Below are 14941 nucleotides of genomic sequence, written 5' to 3'. Positions count from 1 at the left end.
ATGGCTGTTTGAAATTCTAGACTCCTTCGTCGCTTTAAACCTTCTATAAAATAAATACCAGCAAGAATGCGCCTCGCAGTGACGATCACCCACACTTCCAATTCTCCCCACTCCCATACCTCCTAACATCCCAACTCCCCTACTTCAACCCTATCCTCATCAAATACCCATCCGCTGTCATATACAAGTACTTTTCATCCGAATCAAAGCCACAGTTTGCTGTTCCATTTTCGGTTAAGACCGTACCCAGATGCTTTCCTTCGGGACTGATCACCAATACGCCTCCCGGCCCGGTGGCGAAGAGGGTTCCGTTGGAATGCACTTTTAAACCATCAGGAAGACCTTTTCGATTTGGCCCTTGAATTGAAGTAGCATCAAAAAGCACTTTTCCGGAAATCACATTTCCATTTTCATCCAAATCAAAGGCATAATAGCGCGCTTTCTCCGGATCAGATTGGGCCACATATAGCACTTTTTCATCAGGGTTAAGCGCAATTCCGTTTGGCCGACTCAGCGAATCAACCAACAAGTTGACTTTCCCATCCTTTTCCAATCGATACACGCCCTGAAAATCCAATTGCTTTTCATCCCAAGGATCCATCCCGTATGGTGGATCGGTGAAAAAGAGTTGCCCTTTGGAATTAAAGACCAAGTCATTGGGACTGTTGAATCGCTTGCCTTCATATTCGCCCACTAAAGTTTCAAACTCTGATTTTGGGGAATCCAGCGATGCCAACATCTTCCCTATTTGTCTTTCCCCATGTTGGCACAAAATCAAATTACCCGCTGCATCCAAGGTAAGTCCATTCGCTCCGGGCTCCCGCTTATCGGTGCGATCACCCAAGTATCCAGATGGACTCAGGTAAAGCGAAAGACTGTCTTCCTCCGTCCATTTCCAGACTTTGTTGGTAGGCACGTCGGTAAAAATCAAGGCTTGCTGCTCCTCAAGCCAAAGCGGACCCTCTGCCCATTCAAAGCCCGAAGCCAACACTTCAATTTTTGCATCTGCAGCAATCAGCGAATTAATAGCCGAATCAAGTCGCTCGACCGAACCGATGGTCTCAAACTTGGAGGTTTCAACTTCCTCTTGAATTTTAGGAGCAGAGCAGGCTGTAAGCAGAAAAACAGCCAAGTAAATGGATTGCCTCATGGTCTTTTGGGTTTGGAAAATGAAGTTAAACCAATCCCAACAAAAGTCCGAATCCATGATCAACTTATTCAAAAAGGCTCAACTTCATAAATTCATTGAAATTTGTGAAGTTGACTTCATAAATTTAGCTAAATTTGTGAAGTTGAGCTCATAAATTTACTTAAATTTGTGAAGTTAGACTCATGTATTTAGATCAAACGAACTCGTGCAAGTATCCCGAACCATCAACTCCCAACTCGAAGATCAGCTTTTCAAAGGGAAAGTCCTGATCCTCTATGGTGCCAGACGAACCGGGAAAACCACCTTGGTAAAAAACCTGCTGACGAAGTTTTCTGAAAAATCAGCCTACATCAACTGTGAGCTTCAGGAATACAAAGACGCCCTTTCCACCACAAATTCGGGGCTTTTGGCAGAATTTATCGGAAATCGCGAGCTGATCATTTTTGATGAGGCACAGCATATCGCGAACATAGGATTGGTATTAAAAGTACTGGTAGACACTTTTCCGCAGGTTCAGTTTATTGCAACTGGTTCTTCCAGCTTTGAGCTTTCGGGAATGGTCTCCGAACCACTGACCGGCAGATCTCGTCAGTTTCTGTTGCTTCCTTTTTCCCTGGAAGAAATCGGTCAGACACTCAACCCCATTCAGATCAAAGCCAACCTGCCCAACTTCCTGAGATTTGGACTCTATCCGCAGGTGTTCAACAGTATTGGAGATGAAAAAATCGAAGAACTCGCTGAGATTTCTTCCAATTACCTGTACAAAGACCTGTTCCAATTTGAGCAAATCAAAAAGCCTGATTTGCTATTTAAGCTTTTGGCGGCCATTGCCTTGCAGACTGGAAGCGAGTCCTCGCTGAATGAACTGGCGCAAATCACCGGAACAAACGTGCATACAGTCAAGCGTTATCTGGAGCTGCTGGAGAAATCCTTTGTAATCTTCCGTCTGAATTCCTTCAGCCGAAATCTAAGAAAAGAACTTGCCAAAAGTCAAAAAATCTACTTCTACGATGTAGGAATCCGCAATGCAGTAATCCGAAACTTTAATGAAATGAACCTCCGTACGGACGTGGGCGGTCTTTGGGAAAACTTCTGTATCACCGAACGGATCAAATTCAACCAAAACCATCGAAGGTTTGTCAACATCTACTTTTGGAGAACTTATGATCAAAAGGAGATCGACTACATCGAAGAAAAAGACGGACATCTGACCTGCTTCGAATTCAAATATGCTGAAGGAAGTAAGGGCAAGTTTCCCTCGGAATTTTCAGAGAATTATCCTGACTCAAGTTTCAAGGTGATTACACCAGCGAATTTCTTTGAGTTATATAAATAGACTTGTCTGGTCCAAGTCAGGAGACTTGAACCAAATCGAGTTATATCAATGAGTTACAACCCACTCGCCTGCGCCCCTTTCCCGCGTTGAGCGATCAGCTTAGCGCGGATTTTTTCTTTTCTGTAAAAAGCCAAGGGATCGGCCTCTCCCCCACTTTGGATTCTCGCCTCGCAAACCAATGTCCTCACATCTGTCAAAAAGGCATCCTGTAGCACTTCCTGCGCTCCGACTACATCTCCTTCATTTTGACATAGAGCTAACTTCTTTCTGTCCACCAACAGCGCTTTAGCATATGCCTGAGAAATGGCTTCTAAAGCCTGAATCAAATCTTCCAGCGGATCTTTGGTGTTATGACTCGCGTCGATCATCCATGAAATACTTTCCCAAGTCTGAGCGTTTTCCTCCGCCCCACCGATCAGTTCACAAAAAATCAAGAACAGCTGATAGGGTTTCACACTCCCTGTGCTGAGATCATCATCTCCATACTTGCTGTCATTGAAGTGGAATCCGGCCAATAAATTCTGATGCATGAGCGTAGCCACGATCTGCTCAATATTCGTATTGGGCAAGTGGTGGCCGAGATCGACCAGCACTTTGGCACGATCTCCAAGCTGTCGACAAATCAGCGCCGAAGTGCCCCAATCCGGAATCACGGTATGGTAGAAATTCGGCTCGTAAGGCTTGTACTCCAACAAAAGCTTCCAATCAGCCGGTAAACTAGCATAGATTTCCTTTAGGGATTCGGTAGTCCATTGCAATGCCTTTCTTATATGCGCCTGTCCCGGAAAATTACTTCCATCTGCAAGCCAAACCGTCAGCCCTTTACTTCCCAGGCTTTTTCCAATCTCAATTACCTGAAGATTATGCTCCACTGCCTGCTTTCGGATTGCTGGATCGGCATTACTGAGCGAACCCATTTTATAACTCAACGGTTGCCCGTAGTCCTGAAAAGTATTTGAATTCATTGCATCGAAGCTGATCTGGAGATCGGCAGCCTTTTGCCTGATCGCTTGTACATCCTGTGGTATATCCCATGGAATATGAAGAGAGACAGCATCCGTGCGCTTGGTCAGCTTGGCCAAAAGCCCGATATCCTCAAGCTTTTCTTCCAAATTTCTCGGTTCACCTCCGATGGAAAACCGGCCAAATCGAGTTCCTCCTGCTCCCAAAGCCCAAGAAGGAACAGCAATCTGAAAAGTTGCGATTTTGGAAATCAGGGAGTTTATATGTATTCCTTTCGAACCTAATTGTTCGGAAAGTAGGTCGAGTGATTTTTGGTGAAAAGAGGAAGACATGAGTTATTAGGTTATTGGTTATTGGTTGATTGTTATTTAGAGATCATGGTTGAAATTCAATAACTACCGACTTCGACTACGCTCAGTCTGACATTGGCATAAGCATAAGCCTGAATTTGAAATTAATCGTTCAATTTTCTTCCGTCTTCGGTCTTCCGTCTTCCCGCTTTTTATTTATCCAAAACGGAGCGGTCACAAACCAAAGCACCATACCGATACCCATGGTCCATTTCATTTGACTCAATTCCGAATTCCCCATAAAAAAGGTAATCGGAGGCACAATAGTCAGCAGTAAGCCTAAAAACGAACCTATTTTCAACAGATTTTTCATTACGCAAGTGATTTGGCAAGTGGATATTTCATTCTGGATAAAACAACAAAGATGGCAACTGCCACAAACCAACCAGGAAGTCCAAGAAAGAAGATTTCCACCCCGTAGAAGAAATTCAATCCCAAACAGAAGACCAAAGTCAAAACCCAGCTAAGCAAGGCAGGTACACTGAAATCAGACTTGGAATTCAATGCCCCTTCGGATTGGAAGCCCATCTTTTTGGAAAAATAAAAATCCGCAAAAATCACTGCGCCCATCGGCATCAAAAGCAAGCCATACAAGGCCACAAAATCCAGCAGTTTCATCACCAAAGCCGGAAAGCATGCCGCCAAACTGGTAATACCACCCACAATGGCTGTGATTTTCCAAGTTGGTACTTTAGGAAAAATCCCCTGCAACGCCAGCCCTGCCCGATAAATCGTGGGATTCGCTGTAGTCCAACCCGCGATCACCACGCAGATAGCTCCGGCAATGCCCAAGGTCTGATAAGCAATCGCTCCGGGGGCAAATTCCTGTGAGGCTGTATTGACCTGAAGAAATACCGAATAAAGAATTCCTGAGGCTATCCAGGCCACAAAATGTCCCAAAAAAACTCCTGCAAAAGAATAGAATCCATAGGTCCAGGACTTTGCGTAGCGGAGAATCGTCAAATCTGACATCCCTATATGCATGGCCATATTGCAAAACCAGGCGAAAAAGATGATGTGCCAAATCGTAAATTTGGACATACCGGCGAGTGGTACTCCATTCCAAATCACTTCCTGTGCAATGGTGCTCAAGCTTTCGAAAGAACCAACTCCAAGTTGGGCTAATCCCACAATTGCCGCGGCTATGAAAATCAAAATCATCCAGGGAGACATGATATTTGCAAACTTAGAAACTTGATTATAACCTTGGATAGCCACTAAAGTGATCACCGCCCCCATCACCAATACTGTGACAATCCAACCCGGTGTCCGCGGAAGCCAATCTGTCAAAGTAGGCATTTCAAGATCAAAAGGAATCCCCACAGCTGTGGCTGAAACGGCAATCATCGATCCCGCCAAAAAACAGAACATGAGAGCATTAACCAGATTGTACCAACGTACCAAATTTTTCCCGGCAATGCGCTCCAACTGATAATATAATGTCATACGCTTTGATGCTGCGATCGGCCCGGTGATCAGCCCCCAACTCAACACGGCCAGTAAATTCCCTATCAACAGCCCCAGTACCAAGTCTCCTGCGGCCACTCCATGTGCAACAAATAGTGGCCCAATGACAAACTCTGTCCCGGCAGTATGCTCTCCTGCATACATGCCCAGAAAGCTTTTGCCTCCTTTTAGGCTAGCCCCGGGAATAGGGGTCCGTTCATATTCATTGGTTTCACCAACTATTTTTTTTAATAATCTGTTGCTCATTGAAAATTATTTTGACTTCAATAAAACATAATGTCTGTCCCAACCTGTCCTGCCCTGTCTAAAATTTTTTCTACCCTTTGTCTAAGGTTTAGTTTGCAAAAAGTCAATTAAAAGGTGAATTTTAAAATCATGTTCTCTGATAATTTGAAGAATCTTTCAAATTCATAAAAAAAATCAAAACTATGATTCATTCAAGACACCACAGGATACCTATTGATCCGTTTTCTGAGAAATTCATCCTATCACCAGTAGACCTGTTATAATGAATACACCTATTATGAGTTTCAAGCATGTAAGCTACCTATGGGACGAGGCAAAAGCCGCGTCACTGGAAGGAAACGAGGTAGAACTTTTAATTTATCGTTCTAACCTACTCGGAGCCGACCTTCGGATTACCAATTATGGCGGAGGCAATACTTCTTGTAAAACAATGGAGCTTGACCCATTGACCAAGGAGCCGGTGGAGGTGATGTGGATCAAGGGTTCAGGAGGCGATATTGGCACAATGACCCGTTCCGGATTGGCTGGTTTGTATGTTGACAAACTCAGATCACTAAAAGGCATCTATCGCGGAATTGAGTTTGAGGATGAGATGGTTGGATTATTCAATCATTGTATCTATGATTTGGACTCAAAAGCTCCCTCGATCGATACGCCCCTACACGGTTTCTTACCATTCAAACATATTGATCACCTGCATCCCGATGCCGCTATTGCAATCGCCGCATCGAAGGATGGAGAAAAGATCACCCAAGAACTATGGAAAGGTGCAATTGGATGGGTTCCTTGGCAGCGACCAGGCTTTGACCTGGGCTTGCAACTTAAGGAAGCCTTAGACAATAATCCGGGAATCCGGGGGATTATGCTTGGAGGTCATGGGCTATTCACTTGGGCAGACACGGCCTATGAGTGCTATCTCAACAGCCTTGAAGTCATTGAAATGGCATCTGCTTATTTAGAATCAAATTATGGAAAAAAACGACCGGTTTTTGGAGGGGAAAAAGTTAAATCTCTTTCGCCGGATCAGCGAAAATCCCAAGCAGCCAAACTAGCTCCGATTCTACGTGGACTTGCATCCTCGGAAAAACGGATGGTAGGTACTTTCAGTGATTCAGAAGTTGTACTACAATTCGTCAATAGTCAGGATCTGAGCAAACTTGCCCCAATGGGGACTTCCTGCCCAGACCACTTTTTGAGAACCAAGATCAGTCCATTGGTTCTGGAATTGGCCCCAGATTCGGACCTGAGCGATGTCAATGGCCTCAAAGAAAAAATCGGTGCTGCATTTCAGGCTTATCGGGAGATGTATGCAGATTATTATCAAAAGCATAAACACCCAAACAGTCCGGCAATGCGCGACCCCAATCCGGTTGTGATTTTGTGGCCAGGCGTTGGACTTTTCAGCTACGCAAAAGACAAGCAAACCAGCCGGGTAGCCAGCGAATTCTACATCAATGCCATCAATGTCATGCGTGGTGCTGAGGCGGTTTCGGAATATGTATCACTTCCGCTTCAGGAGGCTTTTGATATCGAATACTGGTTGCTTGAGGAAGCAAAACTTTCGAGAATGCCGAAAGAAAAACCACTTTCCCGAAAAATTGCGCTCGTCACAGGAAGTGCGGGAGGCATTGGAAAAGGCATCGCTGAAAAATATGTTCAGGAAGGTGCCTGCGTGGTGTTGACTGATATTGATCCGGAAAGATTAGCCACTGCCGTTGCGGAATTTGAAAAAAAATATGGCAAAGATGTGGTCTTGGGGGCAAAACTTGATGTAACTGATTCCGGGAGTTTGGCAGACGCCATCCAAGCAACTTGCCTAAAATTCGGTGGTATAGATATCGTGGTCAACAACGCCGGGATTTCCATTTCCAAAGCTTTTGAAGATCACACAGATCAAGATTGGACTCGATTGAACGACATTTTGGTCATGGGACAGTATCAGGTTTCCAAAGCTGGCGTAACTTTAATGAAGCAGCAGGGACTCGGAGGGGATGTGATCAATATTGTCAGCAAAAATGCACTGGTGGCAGGTCCAAAAAATGTAGCTTATGGCACAGCCAAAGCAGCACAATTGCATATGTCAAGATTGATGGCTGCGGAGTTGGCTGAAGATAAAATCCGCGTGAATGTTGTAAACCCGGATGCAGTCATCGAAAATTCCAATATTTGGGAAGGCGGCTGGGCTGAAAATCGCGCCAAGGCTTATGGCATTGATGTAAAAGATCTCCCCCAATATTACGCTAACAGAACATTATTAAAAGAAAGTGTGAAAGTGAGTGACATTGCAGACGCAGCTTTTGCTTTTGTAGGTGGACTTTTAACCAAAACAACAGGAAATATGCTCAACGTGGATGGTGGTCTCGCGGCCGCATTCCCTCGATAAATTCGATTCTTTATTACCCTGATTTACCCAAGCCAATAGACCCAGTAACCTATGCTTCTTGACAAATCCGAAAAAATCGCTGTGGATTCTCGCACACCGAAATATCTCCAGGTGGTCAATTTGATCCTAGAGGACATCGAAAAGGGAAAACTTAAAATCGGAGACAGAATTCCCTCTATTAATGAGACAAGTTTTGATTTTCTCCTTTCCCGTGACACGGTGGAAAAAGCCTACAATGAACTTCGTGACAGGGGAATCATTTCTTCGGTGAGAGGCAAAGGCTTTTATATTTCGTCTACTCATATGGGACATAAGGTCAAGGTACTCTTGCTTTTCAACAAACTGAGTTCGTATAAAAAGATCATCTATTATTCGATTATCGAGACACTAGGAGCAGATGCTACGGTGGATCTGCAGATTCATCATTACAATCGAAACTTATTGGAGGATTTGTTGGAATCCAACATCGGAAATTACAACTATTATGTATTAGCTCCTCATTTCTTCAACAGTCTTGGACACCCTGAAACAGCATATGACCTCATCACGAGAATCCCCAAGGATAAACTTCTGATCATTGACCGGGCCGTAAAAGACCACGAAAATGAATTCCCGGGAGTCTATCAGGACTTTTCAAAAGACATCTTTGAAGTACTGGAGTCAGGCATTTCACATTTGAGAAAATACACCAGGCTGATTTTGGTTTTCCCAAAAGGCGACCTATATCCTGTAGAAATCATGGATGGATTTAAGCGTTTTTGCTTTTTCCATGATTTCAAAAATCTTATCGTTGACGGCGTAGATGACGACGAGCAGCTGGATATGGGAGATTGTCATATCGTCTTGGCAGAAACAGATCTGGTAAACATTGTCAAGAAATCACGGGAACAGATGTTTAAACTTGGCAGAGACATCGGGATCATTTCATACAACGACACCCCCCTGAAAGAAATCCTTGCAGAGGGAATAACTACCATCTCCACGGATTTTCAGAAAATGGGCAAAACCATTGCCGAGCAAATTTTGGGGATTGAGGACCGAATTCCAATCAAAAATCAATTCCGGATGACCTTGAGAAAGTCTTTGTAGTTGAGAGGTTTGGAAGTAGGGAAGTTAGGAAGATTGGGAGTTCTGCAACTTCGGCGTTCGATATTCAGTGCCTGTCTGCCGTAAGGCAGGTTCGATGTTCTTTATTGAAAAATTGGAAGATTGAAAAATTGAAAGATTCTCTTCTTGGACAATCGATATTCAGCCTTCGAGGTCATCTCCTTGGTTGTAACTATCAACGCTACTCACTAGCTCGTAAATCGTACTTCGTAAATCCTACTTATTTTACCATCTCGTAAATCGTACTTCGTAAATCTAAAATCATAAATGCCCAAAACTCCTGTCACTGCTGTCTTTGACATCGGAAAAACGAATAAAAAATTCTTTCTTTTTGATGAAAATCTAAAAGAAGTCCACAGTACCTACACGCGGATTCAAGCAATCCCTGACGAAGACGACTTTCCCAGTGAGCCTATTCTTCCCCTTCGGGAATGGATGTTGAACACCTTTTGCGAAGCATTAAAATCTCAGGAATTCGAAATCAAAAAACTCAATTTTTCAGGTCACGGTGCTTCATTTGTCCAAACAGATGAAAATGGGGAACCTGTCACGCCACTTTACGATTACCTTAAGCCTTTTCCGGAGGATCTGTTGAAGCGTTTTTATTCCGAAAACGGAGGAAAAGCAGCCTTTTGCCAGCAAACCTCCTCCCCTCCGCTGGCCATGCTCAACTCTGGGCTTCAGCTCTATTTTCTCAAATATGCCAAACCGGAGTATTTCAAAAAGGTACGTCATTGCCTTCACTTACCCCAATATTTAAGCTTGATTTTCACCGGAGAAATGGTCTCGGACTACACCAGTATAGGCTGTCATACCGGACTTTGGGATTTCGGGAAAATGGATTACCATGATTGGGTCAAAAGAGAAGGAATCGAAGCACTTTTGCCCCCGATTCTCCCAGGTAATTCTTTATTGAAAACAAAACCTGAACTTGGAGGAATTCCCTGCGGAATAGGTGTTCATGACTCCTCCGGTGCACTTTTGCCTTATCTGAAGCAAGAAAAAGAGCCTTTTGCCCTACTTTCCACCGGAACTTGGGCGATCAGCATCAACCCATTTAACAAAACCTCTCTTACAGAATCTGAACTTTACAAAGATTGTCTTCAATTCCTAAGCATAACAGGACAACCCATCAAAATTTCCAGGTTATTTATCGGCGAGGAGCACAAAGTCCAGGTAGAGGAAATGTATGCGCATTGGACACTTCCCCTTGGCACTTACAAAAAGCTAAAATTCGATGAGGCGCTCTATCAAAAAGTGAGCAAAAACCCGAAAAAGCGAATCGGCTTTAAATACCTGAAACCTGCTGACTATGGACTTGAAAAAGTTGATTCCAGCGATTGGAATAGTTTTTCAGAATTCACTGAAGCCTACTATACCTTCCTCCATGAGCTTACCGACATTCAAGTGGCCTCAATCCAACTTGTCCTTGAAGGTGCGCCGGTGAATCGGCTGTTTGTGGATGGAGGCTTCAATGCCAACGTTATATTTCTGGAGATGCTTCGTAAAAAACTTCCTGAAATGGAGATCATACCCAGTGATTTCCCAAACGGTTCGGCATTAGGTGCTGCAATGCTGGTGAATCTGGACTCCTAGGTTTAACTTACCCCAAATGGAAAACTTCAAGCCGAACGTTGCCTTATTTATCCCTTGCTATGTGGATCAATTCTACCCCAAAGTAGGAATCGCCACCCTGGAGTTATTGGAAAAATTAGGATGCAAGGTCAGCTTTCCGGCAGGCCAAACCTGCTGCGGGCAGCCGCTGGCAAATGCTGGTTATGAGCGAGATACAATTGGAACAACCCGGCATTTTGTTGCCATTTTCAAGAACTTTGATTATGTAGTTGCACCTTCGGGAAGCTGCGTGTTGCATGTCAAGGAGCATTCTCCAAGAGTTCCGAGTTTAGAAAAAGAGCAAAAGGAACTCCATGATAAGGTCTTTGAATTGACCGAATTCATTACAGACATCCTGAAAGTAGAACGGCTGGAAGGCAGGTTTCAACATCGGGTCGGCTACCATGCTTCCTGCCATGGGCAGCGTGGATTACGCCTGGCTTCCAGTTCGGAGCTCAACCAGATACCATTCAATAAAGCCCGAAAACTTTTGGGAAACCTGGAAGGTTTGGATTGGGTGGAGCTCGACAGGACAGACGAATGCTGTGGATTTGGGGGGACTTTTGCCGTCACGGAGGAAGCTCTTTCGATCCGCATGGGAAGGGACCGACTGGAGGATCATCTCCAACATCAGGTAGAAATCATCACTGGTGGCGATATGTCCTGCATCATGCACCTGGAAGGAATTGCCACACGAGAAGGACAAAAAATCAAGTTTATGCACATCGCTGAAATCCTAAACCAAGCGATCACATGAGTCATCCCGAAAATGCCACCGAGTTTCTGAAAGATCAGGCCAAAGCGAAATGGCATGACGAAACGCTGTGGTTTGTCCGGGATAAGCGCGACCGCATCAGCAAAACCATTCCCGAGTGGGAACAACTCCGGGATTTGGCCTCTCAGATCAAGGACAACGTCTTGGTGAATTTGGCCTCATACCTGGAAGATTTCGAGCGAAATGCACTTCAAAACGGGATTAAAATCCACTGGGCCGCTGATGCTGAAGAGCATAATCAGCACGTTCTAAGGATTCTCCAGGAGAAAAACTGCAAAGCTATCGTCAAGAGCAAATCCATTCTGACCGAAGAATGCCATCTGAATCCCTATCTGGAAAAAGAAGGAATAGAAGTGGTGGACACTGACCTGGGTGAGCGTATCGTTCAATTTTTGAATCAACCGCCAAGTCACATCGTCCTTCCTGCCATTCATTTAAAAAAGGGCGAAATCTCCGACCTTTTCCATGAAAAACTCCAAACCGAAAAGGGAAATGATGATCCTTATTATCTCACACAAGCAGCCAGGATTCACCTAAGAGAAAAATTCCTGGGTGCAAAAGTTGCGATCACAGGAGTCAATTTCGGTATTGCCGAAACCGGAGAATTTGTAGTCTGTACTAATGAAGGAAATGCCGATATGGGCGTTCACTTGGCTGATGTCCACATTGCCTGTATGGGAATCGAAAAGATTCTTCCCCGCAGAAAAGACTTGGGCGTATTCCTGAGATTACTCGCCCGCTCTGCCACCGGGCAACCCATCACCAATTACAATTCCCACTTCAGAAGTCCGTCTCCAGGTAAGGAAATTCACATCGTGTTGGTTGACAACGGCCGAACTGCTCAACTGGCACGGGAAAAATTCAAGAATTCGCTCAAATGTATCCGCTGCGGCGCATGCATGAACACCTGCCCAATCTATCGAAGAAGCGGTGGGTTCAGCTATGGCAGTACAGTTCCCGGACCGATAGGCTCGATCCTATCGCCGGGACTGGATATGAAAAAACACAGCACGCTGCCTTTCGCCTCCACGCTTTGCGGCAGCTGTTCGGATGTGTGTCCTGTGAAAATCAACATTCATGAGCAACTCTACGAATGGCGGCAGGAGATCACCAAAACCCATGGGGAATTTGGAAAGGGACTTTCCATGAAGTTGGCAAATGGGATTTTCAAAAGTCCCCTGGCCTATAAAATCTCCGGAAATCTGATGCGAGCAGCATTGAGAGCTTTGCCGGACAGCATGATCTATCATCCTTTGAATACTTGGGGAAAAAGCCGAAACCTGCCGGAAACTCCCACAGAAACTTTTCAGCAATGGTATCAAAAGAACCGTCCATGAGCAGTCGGGAAAAAATATTAGCGGCCATCCGTGGCGTTTCTTCGGAAAGTAAATCACTTCCTGAAATTCCTGATTTTCGCCTTTCCGGTGATTTGGAGGAGGTATTTAGACAATCCATTTTAGGAAATAAAGGCGAGATGCTTTCCAAGGCCGAATTTAAAAAGTGGATTCCCTGCATGAATTTTCAAAAAGTCATTTCCCTTTCAGCCCATTTCAGGACTACCGGAAATTTAACTTTACCGGAGGATCCCCACGAATTGGAAGATCTGGGTTTGGCTATTTTGGATGGACAATTTGGAGTAGCGGAAAACGGGGCCATCTGGCTGGAAGATACCAACCTTGGACTTCGCGCTTTGCCATTTATCACAGAGCATCTAGTGATTGTGCTCGACCGATCTAAGCTGGTCGAAACCATGCATCAGGGCTACGATTTAGTCGGAAACGCCCACTCAGGCTTTGGGCTTTTTATCGCAGGCCCATCCAAAACAGCCGACATTGAGCAATCGCTCGTCATCGGAGCACATGGGGCAAAGAGCCTGCGAGTGGTTTTGGTTTGAATTTTTTTGACCGAATTTTGATTACATTAAAGTAAATTCTGAAGTCATGAGAGAAATCGAGCATAATCCAAAGCGACTACACTGAGGGATGATTATAATCCATGCGAGATTCCATGTGGCCGCTAAAAAACAAATTATAAACACATGAAATCGAGCATGATCCCGTATTTACGGGCTCACACACTGGGATGATTATCCAAAATGCGAGATTCCATGTGGCCGCTAAAAAACAAATTATAAACACATGAAATCGAGCATGATCCCGTATTTACGGGCTCACACACTGGGATGATTATCCAAAATGCGAGATTCCATGTGGCCGCTAAAAAACAAATTATAAACACATGAAAATAACAGTTCAAATACCCGAAGAAAAGCTTTCCTTTTTTATGCAACTGATGGGCGAAATGGGGATTTCTTTTGATATAACTACTGAAATACCTGTTGAACATCAGCAAGAAGTATTGGAGAGAATAAAAAATTCAAACCCTGAAAACGATGTTTCTTTGGATATATTTTTTGAAAATTTAAATGAAAAGCTCAAACAAAAAACTCTATAAAGTAATCATCAGCGAGGAAGCTGCATTTGATATCGAGGGTTTTGCTTTTTGCTATGAAAATAAGTCAATCGGTTTGGGATTGCGATTTTCAAACGAATTAAAAACTCATTTGGAAGGATTGAAATTGAATCCATTTTTTTCAGGTTAGATATGAGAATGTTCGCTGTCTGCCAATGAAAAATTTTTCTTTTATGATTCATTTCACAATTGAGGAGTCAGAAAATGTAGTCAACGTCAGAGCGGTATTCCACACTAGCCAAAATCCGAAAATTTGGAGCAAAAGGTAAAACCTTAGATATTTTTTTAAGCCATTGAATGAATTGCAATTCTGTTTCCCTCTGAATCCAAGAAGACTCCCATATAACCGATGTCCGGAGCGATCATCCGCTTAGGAATCTGCACTTCTCCTCCTGCATCTTTCACGCGACTGAGTTCCACCTCGCAGTCTTCTGAGGAAAAGTAAATCAGCGTTCCTGCCAGTTTGGAAGTATGATAGAAGTCTTTGTGAAATACTAAGCCCCCTCCTGCTCTACCTTTGCTTTCATCCCATGGAAACCAGGCCATTTGAAAATCGCCCATTTCCTGCTGGTTCAATATGCAGTCAAAAACTTTTTGATAAAATGCAATTGCCCGGTCCATATCCGCTACCGGGATCTCAAACCAACCTACTGTTACTGATTTCATAGCGTTTGGATTTTTGGTTGTCGAGTAGGTAAGGGGAATTTCACCCCAAACCTCTCACAGCACCGTGCGTGATAGTCTCTCCGCCGCGGCGGACGCTTCCAAAGTTAGGCCTCCTTTTCTTACCAAGAGTTGGTGGTACCAGTTGCCAGTGAGCAAAAAGATTTGGCTTTCCTGGGTAGACTGTTTCCAACCACCTGATTGCTTTCCTTTTACCCAGTCTCCGTTTCTGTGCCATCTTCCATTCTATCAGTTTCTTGTTTAGCCAAAACCATAATCCTACCGTTGTCCATTTGTGGAACTTGCAGTAATAGTTAATCCAGCCTTTTAACATGACATTGATAGCAGATGACAGTTCTTGGATATTTCCTCTGAATTTCCTTATCGAAAATTTTCTGAGTTTATCCCTGACTGA

General features: G+C 44.1%; 15 protein-coding genes. 9 read left to right on the top strand and 6 right to left on the bottom strand.

Going from position 1 to position 14941, the window contains the following annotated elements; translation table 11 throughout:
* Window positions 1-139 precede the first annotated feature (139 nt).
* On the bottom strand, window positions 140-1150 hold the full coding sequence (locus tag BLQ81_RS10485) for an SMP-30/gluconolactonase/LRE family protein (RefSeq protein WP_092730010.1): 1011 nt from the start codon (window positions 1148-1150) through the stop codon (window positions 140-142).
* 205 nt (window positions 1151-1355) lie between these two features.
* Here BLQ81_RS10485 and BLQ81_RS10480 point away from each other — a divergent pair, with 205 nt between their 5' ends.
* Window positions 1356-2486: an ATP-binding protein gene (locus tag BLQ81_RS10480; protein WP_092729909.1), complete on the top strand. Its 1131-nt coding sequence runs from the start codon at window positions 1356-1358 to the stop codon at window positions 2484-2486.
* Between the two features lie 53 nt (window positions 2487-2539).
* Here BLQ81_RS10480 and BLQ81_RS10475 read toward each other — a convergent pair whose 3' ends face one another.
* The 3 genes from BLQ81_RS10475 to BLQ81_RS10465 form a co-directional block, all read right to left on the bottom strand.
* Entirely contained in the window at window positions 2540-3781 is a 1242-nt protein-coding gene (locus tag BLQ81_RS10475) for a TIM barrel protein (RefSeq protein WP_092729908.1), read from the bottom strand.
* 130 nt (window positions 3782-3911) lie between these two features.
* Window positions 3912-4112 carry a hypothetical protein gene (locus tag BLQ81_RS10470; protein ID WP_092729907.1) on the bottom strand — a complete coding sequence of 67 codons (201 nt, stop codon included), beginning with the start codon at window positions 4110-4112 and terminating at the stop codon, window positions 3912-3914.
* A complete protein-coding gene (locus BLQ81_RS10465) occupies window positions 4112-5512 on the bottom strand; it encodes a purine-cytosine permease family protein (protein WP_092729906.1) in 1401 nt (466 codons plus the stop codon). The genes BLQ81_RS10470 and BLQ81_RS10465 overlap by 1 nt, the downstream gene beginning before the upstream one ends.
* A gap of 262 nt (window positions 5513-5774) precedes the next feature.
* On the opposite strand from BLQ81_RS10465, the gene BLQ81_RS10460 reads away from it, so the two are divergent.
* The 8 genes from BLQ81_RS10460 to BLQ81_RS22260 all read left to right on the top strand — a co-directional run bounded on the left by BLQ81_RS10460 (window position 5775) and on the right by BLQ81_RS22260 (window position 13993).
* Window positions 5775-7895, top strand: a complete 2121-nt coding sequence (locus tag BLQ81_RS10460; RefSeq protein ID WP_092729905.1) for a bifunctional aldolase/short-chain dehydrogenase — start codon at window positions 5775-5777, stop codon at window positions 7893-7895.
* Window positions 7896-7946: 51 nt separating this feature from the next.
* Entirely contained in the window at window positions 7947-8984 is a 1038-nt protein-coding gene (locus BLQ81_RS10455) for a GntR family transcriptional regulator (protein WP_092729904.1), read from the top strand.
* A gap of 285 nt (window positions 8985-9269) precedes the next feature.
* Window positions 9270-10598 (top strand): FGGY-family carbohydrate kinase, encoded by a 1329-nt coding sequence (locus BLQ81_RS10450; RefSeq protein ID WP_092729903.1) that lies wholly within the window; start codon window positions 9270-9272, stop codon window positions 10596-10598.
* A gap of 16 nt (window positions 10599-10614) precedes the next feature.
* The gene (locus BLQ81_RS10445; RefSeq protein WP_092729902.1) at window positions 10615-11373 is read left to right on the top strand and encodes a (Fe-S)-binding protein; all 759 of its coding nucleotides are present in this window, start codon (window positions 10615-10617) and stop codon (window positions 11371-11373) included.
* On the top strand, window positions 11370-12728 hold the full coding sequence (locus BLQ81_RS10440; protein ID WP_092729901.1) for a lactate utilization protein B: 1359 nt from the start codon (window positions 11370-11372) through the stop codon (window positions 12726-12728). The genes BLQ81_RS10445 and BLQ81_RS10440 overlap by 4 nt, the downstream gene beginning before the upstream one ends.
* Entirely contained in the window at window positions 12704-13285 is a 582-nt protein-coding gene (locus BLQ81_RS10435; protein WP_245693238.1) for a LutC/YkgG family protein, read from the top strand. The genes BLQ81_RS10440 and BLQ81_RS10435 overlap by 25 nt, the downstream gene beginning before the upstream one ends.
* Window positions 13286-13629: 344 nt before the next feature.
* Window positions 13630-13845: a hypothetical protein gene (locus tag BLQ81_RS10430; RefSeq protein WP_092729899.1), complete on the top strand. Its 216-nt coding sequence runs from the start codon at window positions 13630-13632 to the stop codon at window positions 13843-13845.
* Window positions 13817-13993, top strand: coding sequence for a hypothetical protein (locus tag BLQ81_RS22260; RefSeq protein ID WP_175454212.1), 177 nt, complete (start codon window positions 13817-13819; stop codon window positions 13991-13993). The genes BLQ81_RS10430 and BLQ81_RS22260 overlap by 29 nt, the downstream gene beginning before the upstream one ends.
* Before the next feature lie 155 nt (window positions 13994-14148).
* On the opposite strand, the gene BLQ81_RS10425 is transcribed toward BLQ81_RS22260, so the two are convergent.
* Entirely contained in the window at window positions 14149-14529 is a 381-nt protein-coding gene (locus BLQ81_RS10425; RefSeq protein ID WP_092729898.1) for a VOC family protein, read from the bottom strand.
* Window positions 14530-14569: 40 nt separating this feature from the next.
* On the bottom strand, window positions 14570-14941 hold a 372-nt coding region (locus tag BLQ81_RS10420; RefSeq protein ID WP_317042028.1), incomplete at its 5' end, for a group II intron maturase-specific domain-containing protein.

It is taken from the genome of Algoriphagus alkaliphilus, from assembly GCF_900103735.1.
GTDB classification, from domain to species: Bacteria; Bacteroidota; Bacteroidia; order Cytophagales; family Cyclobacteriaceae; genus Algoriphagus; species Algoriphagus alkaliphilus.
Note: the sequence above shows the minus strand (reverse complement) of the source record. Positions and strands in the feature narration are given on the sequence as shown.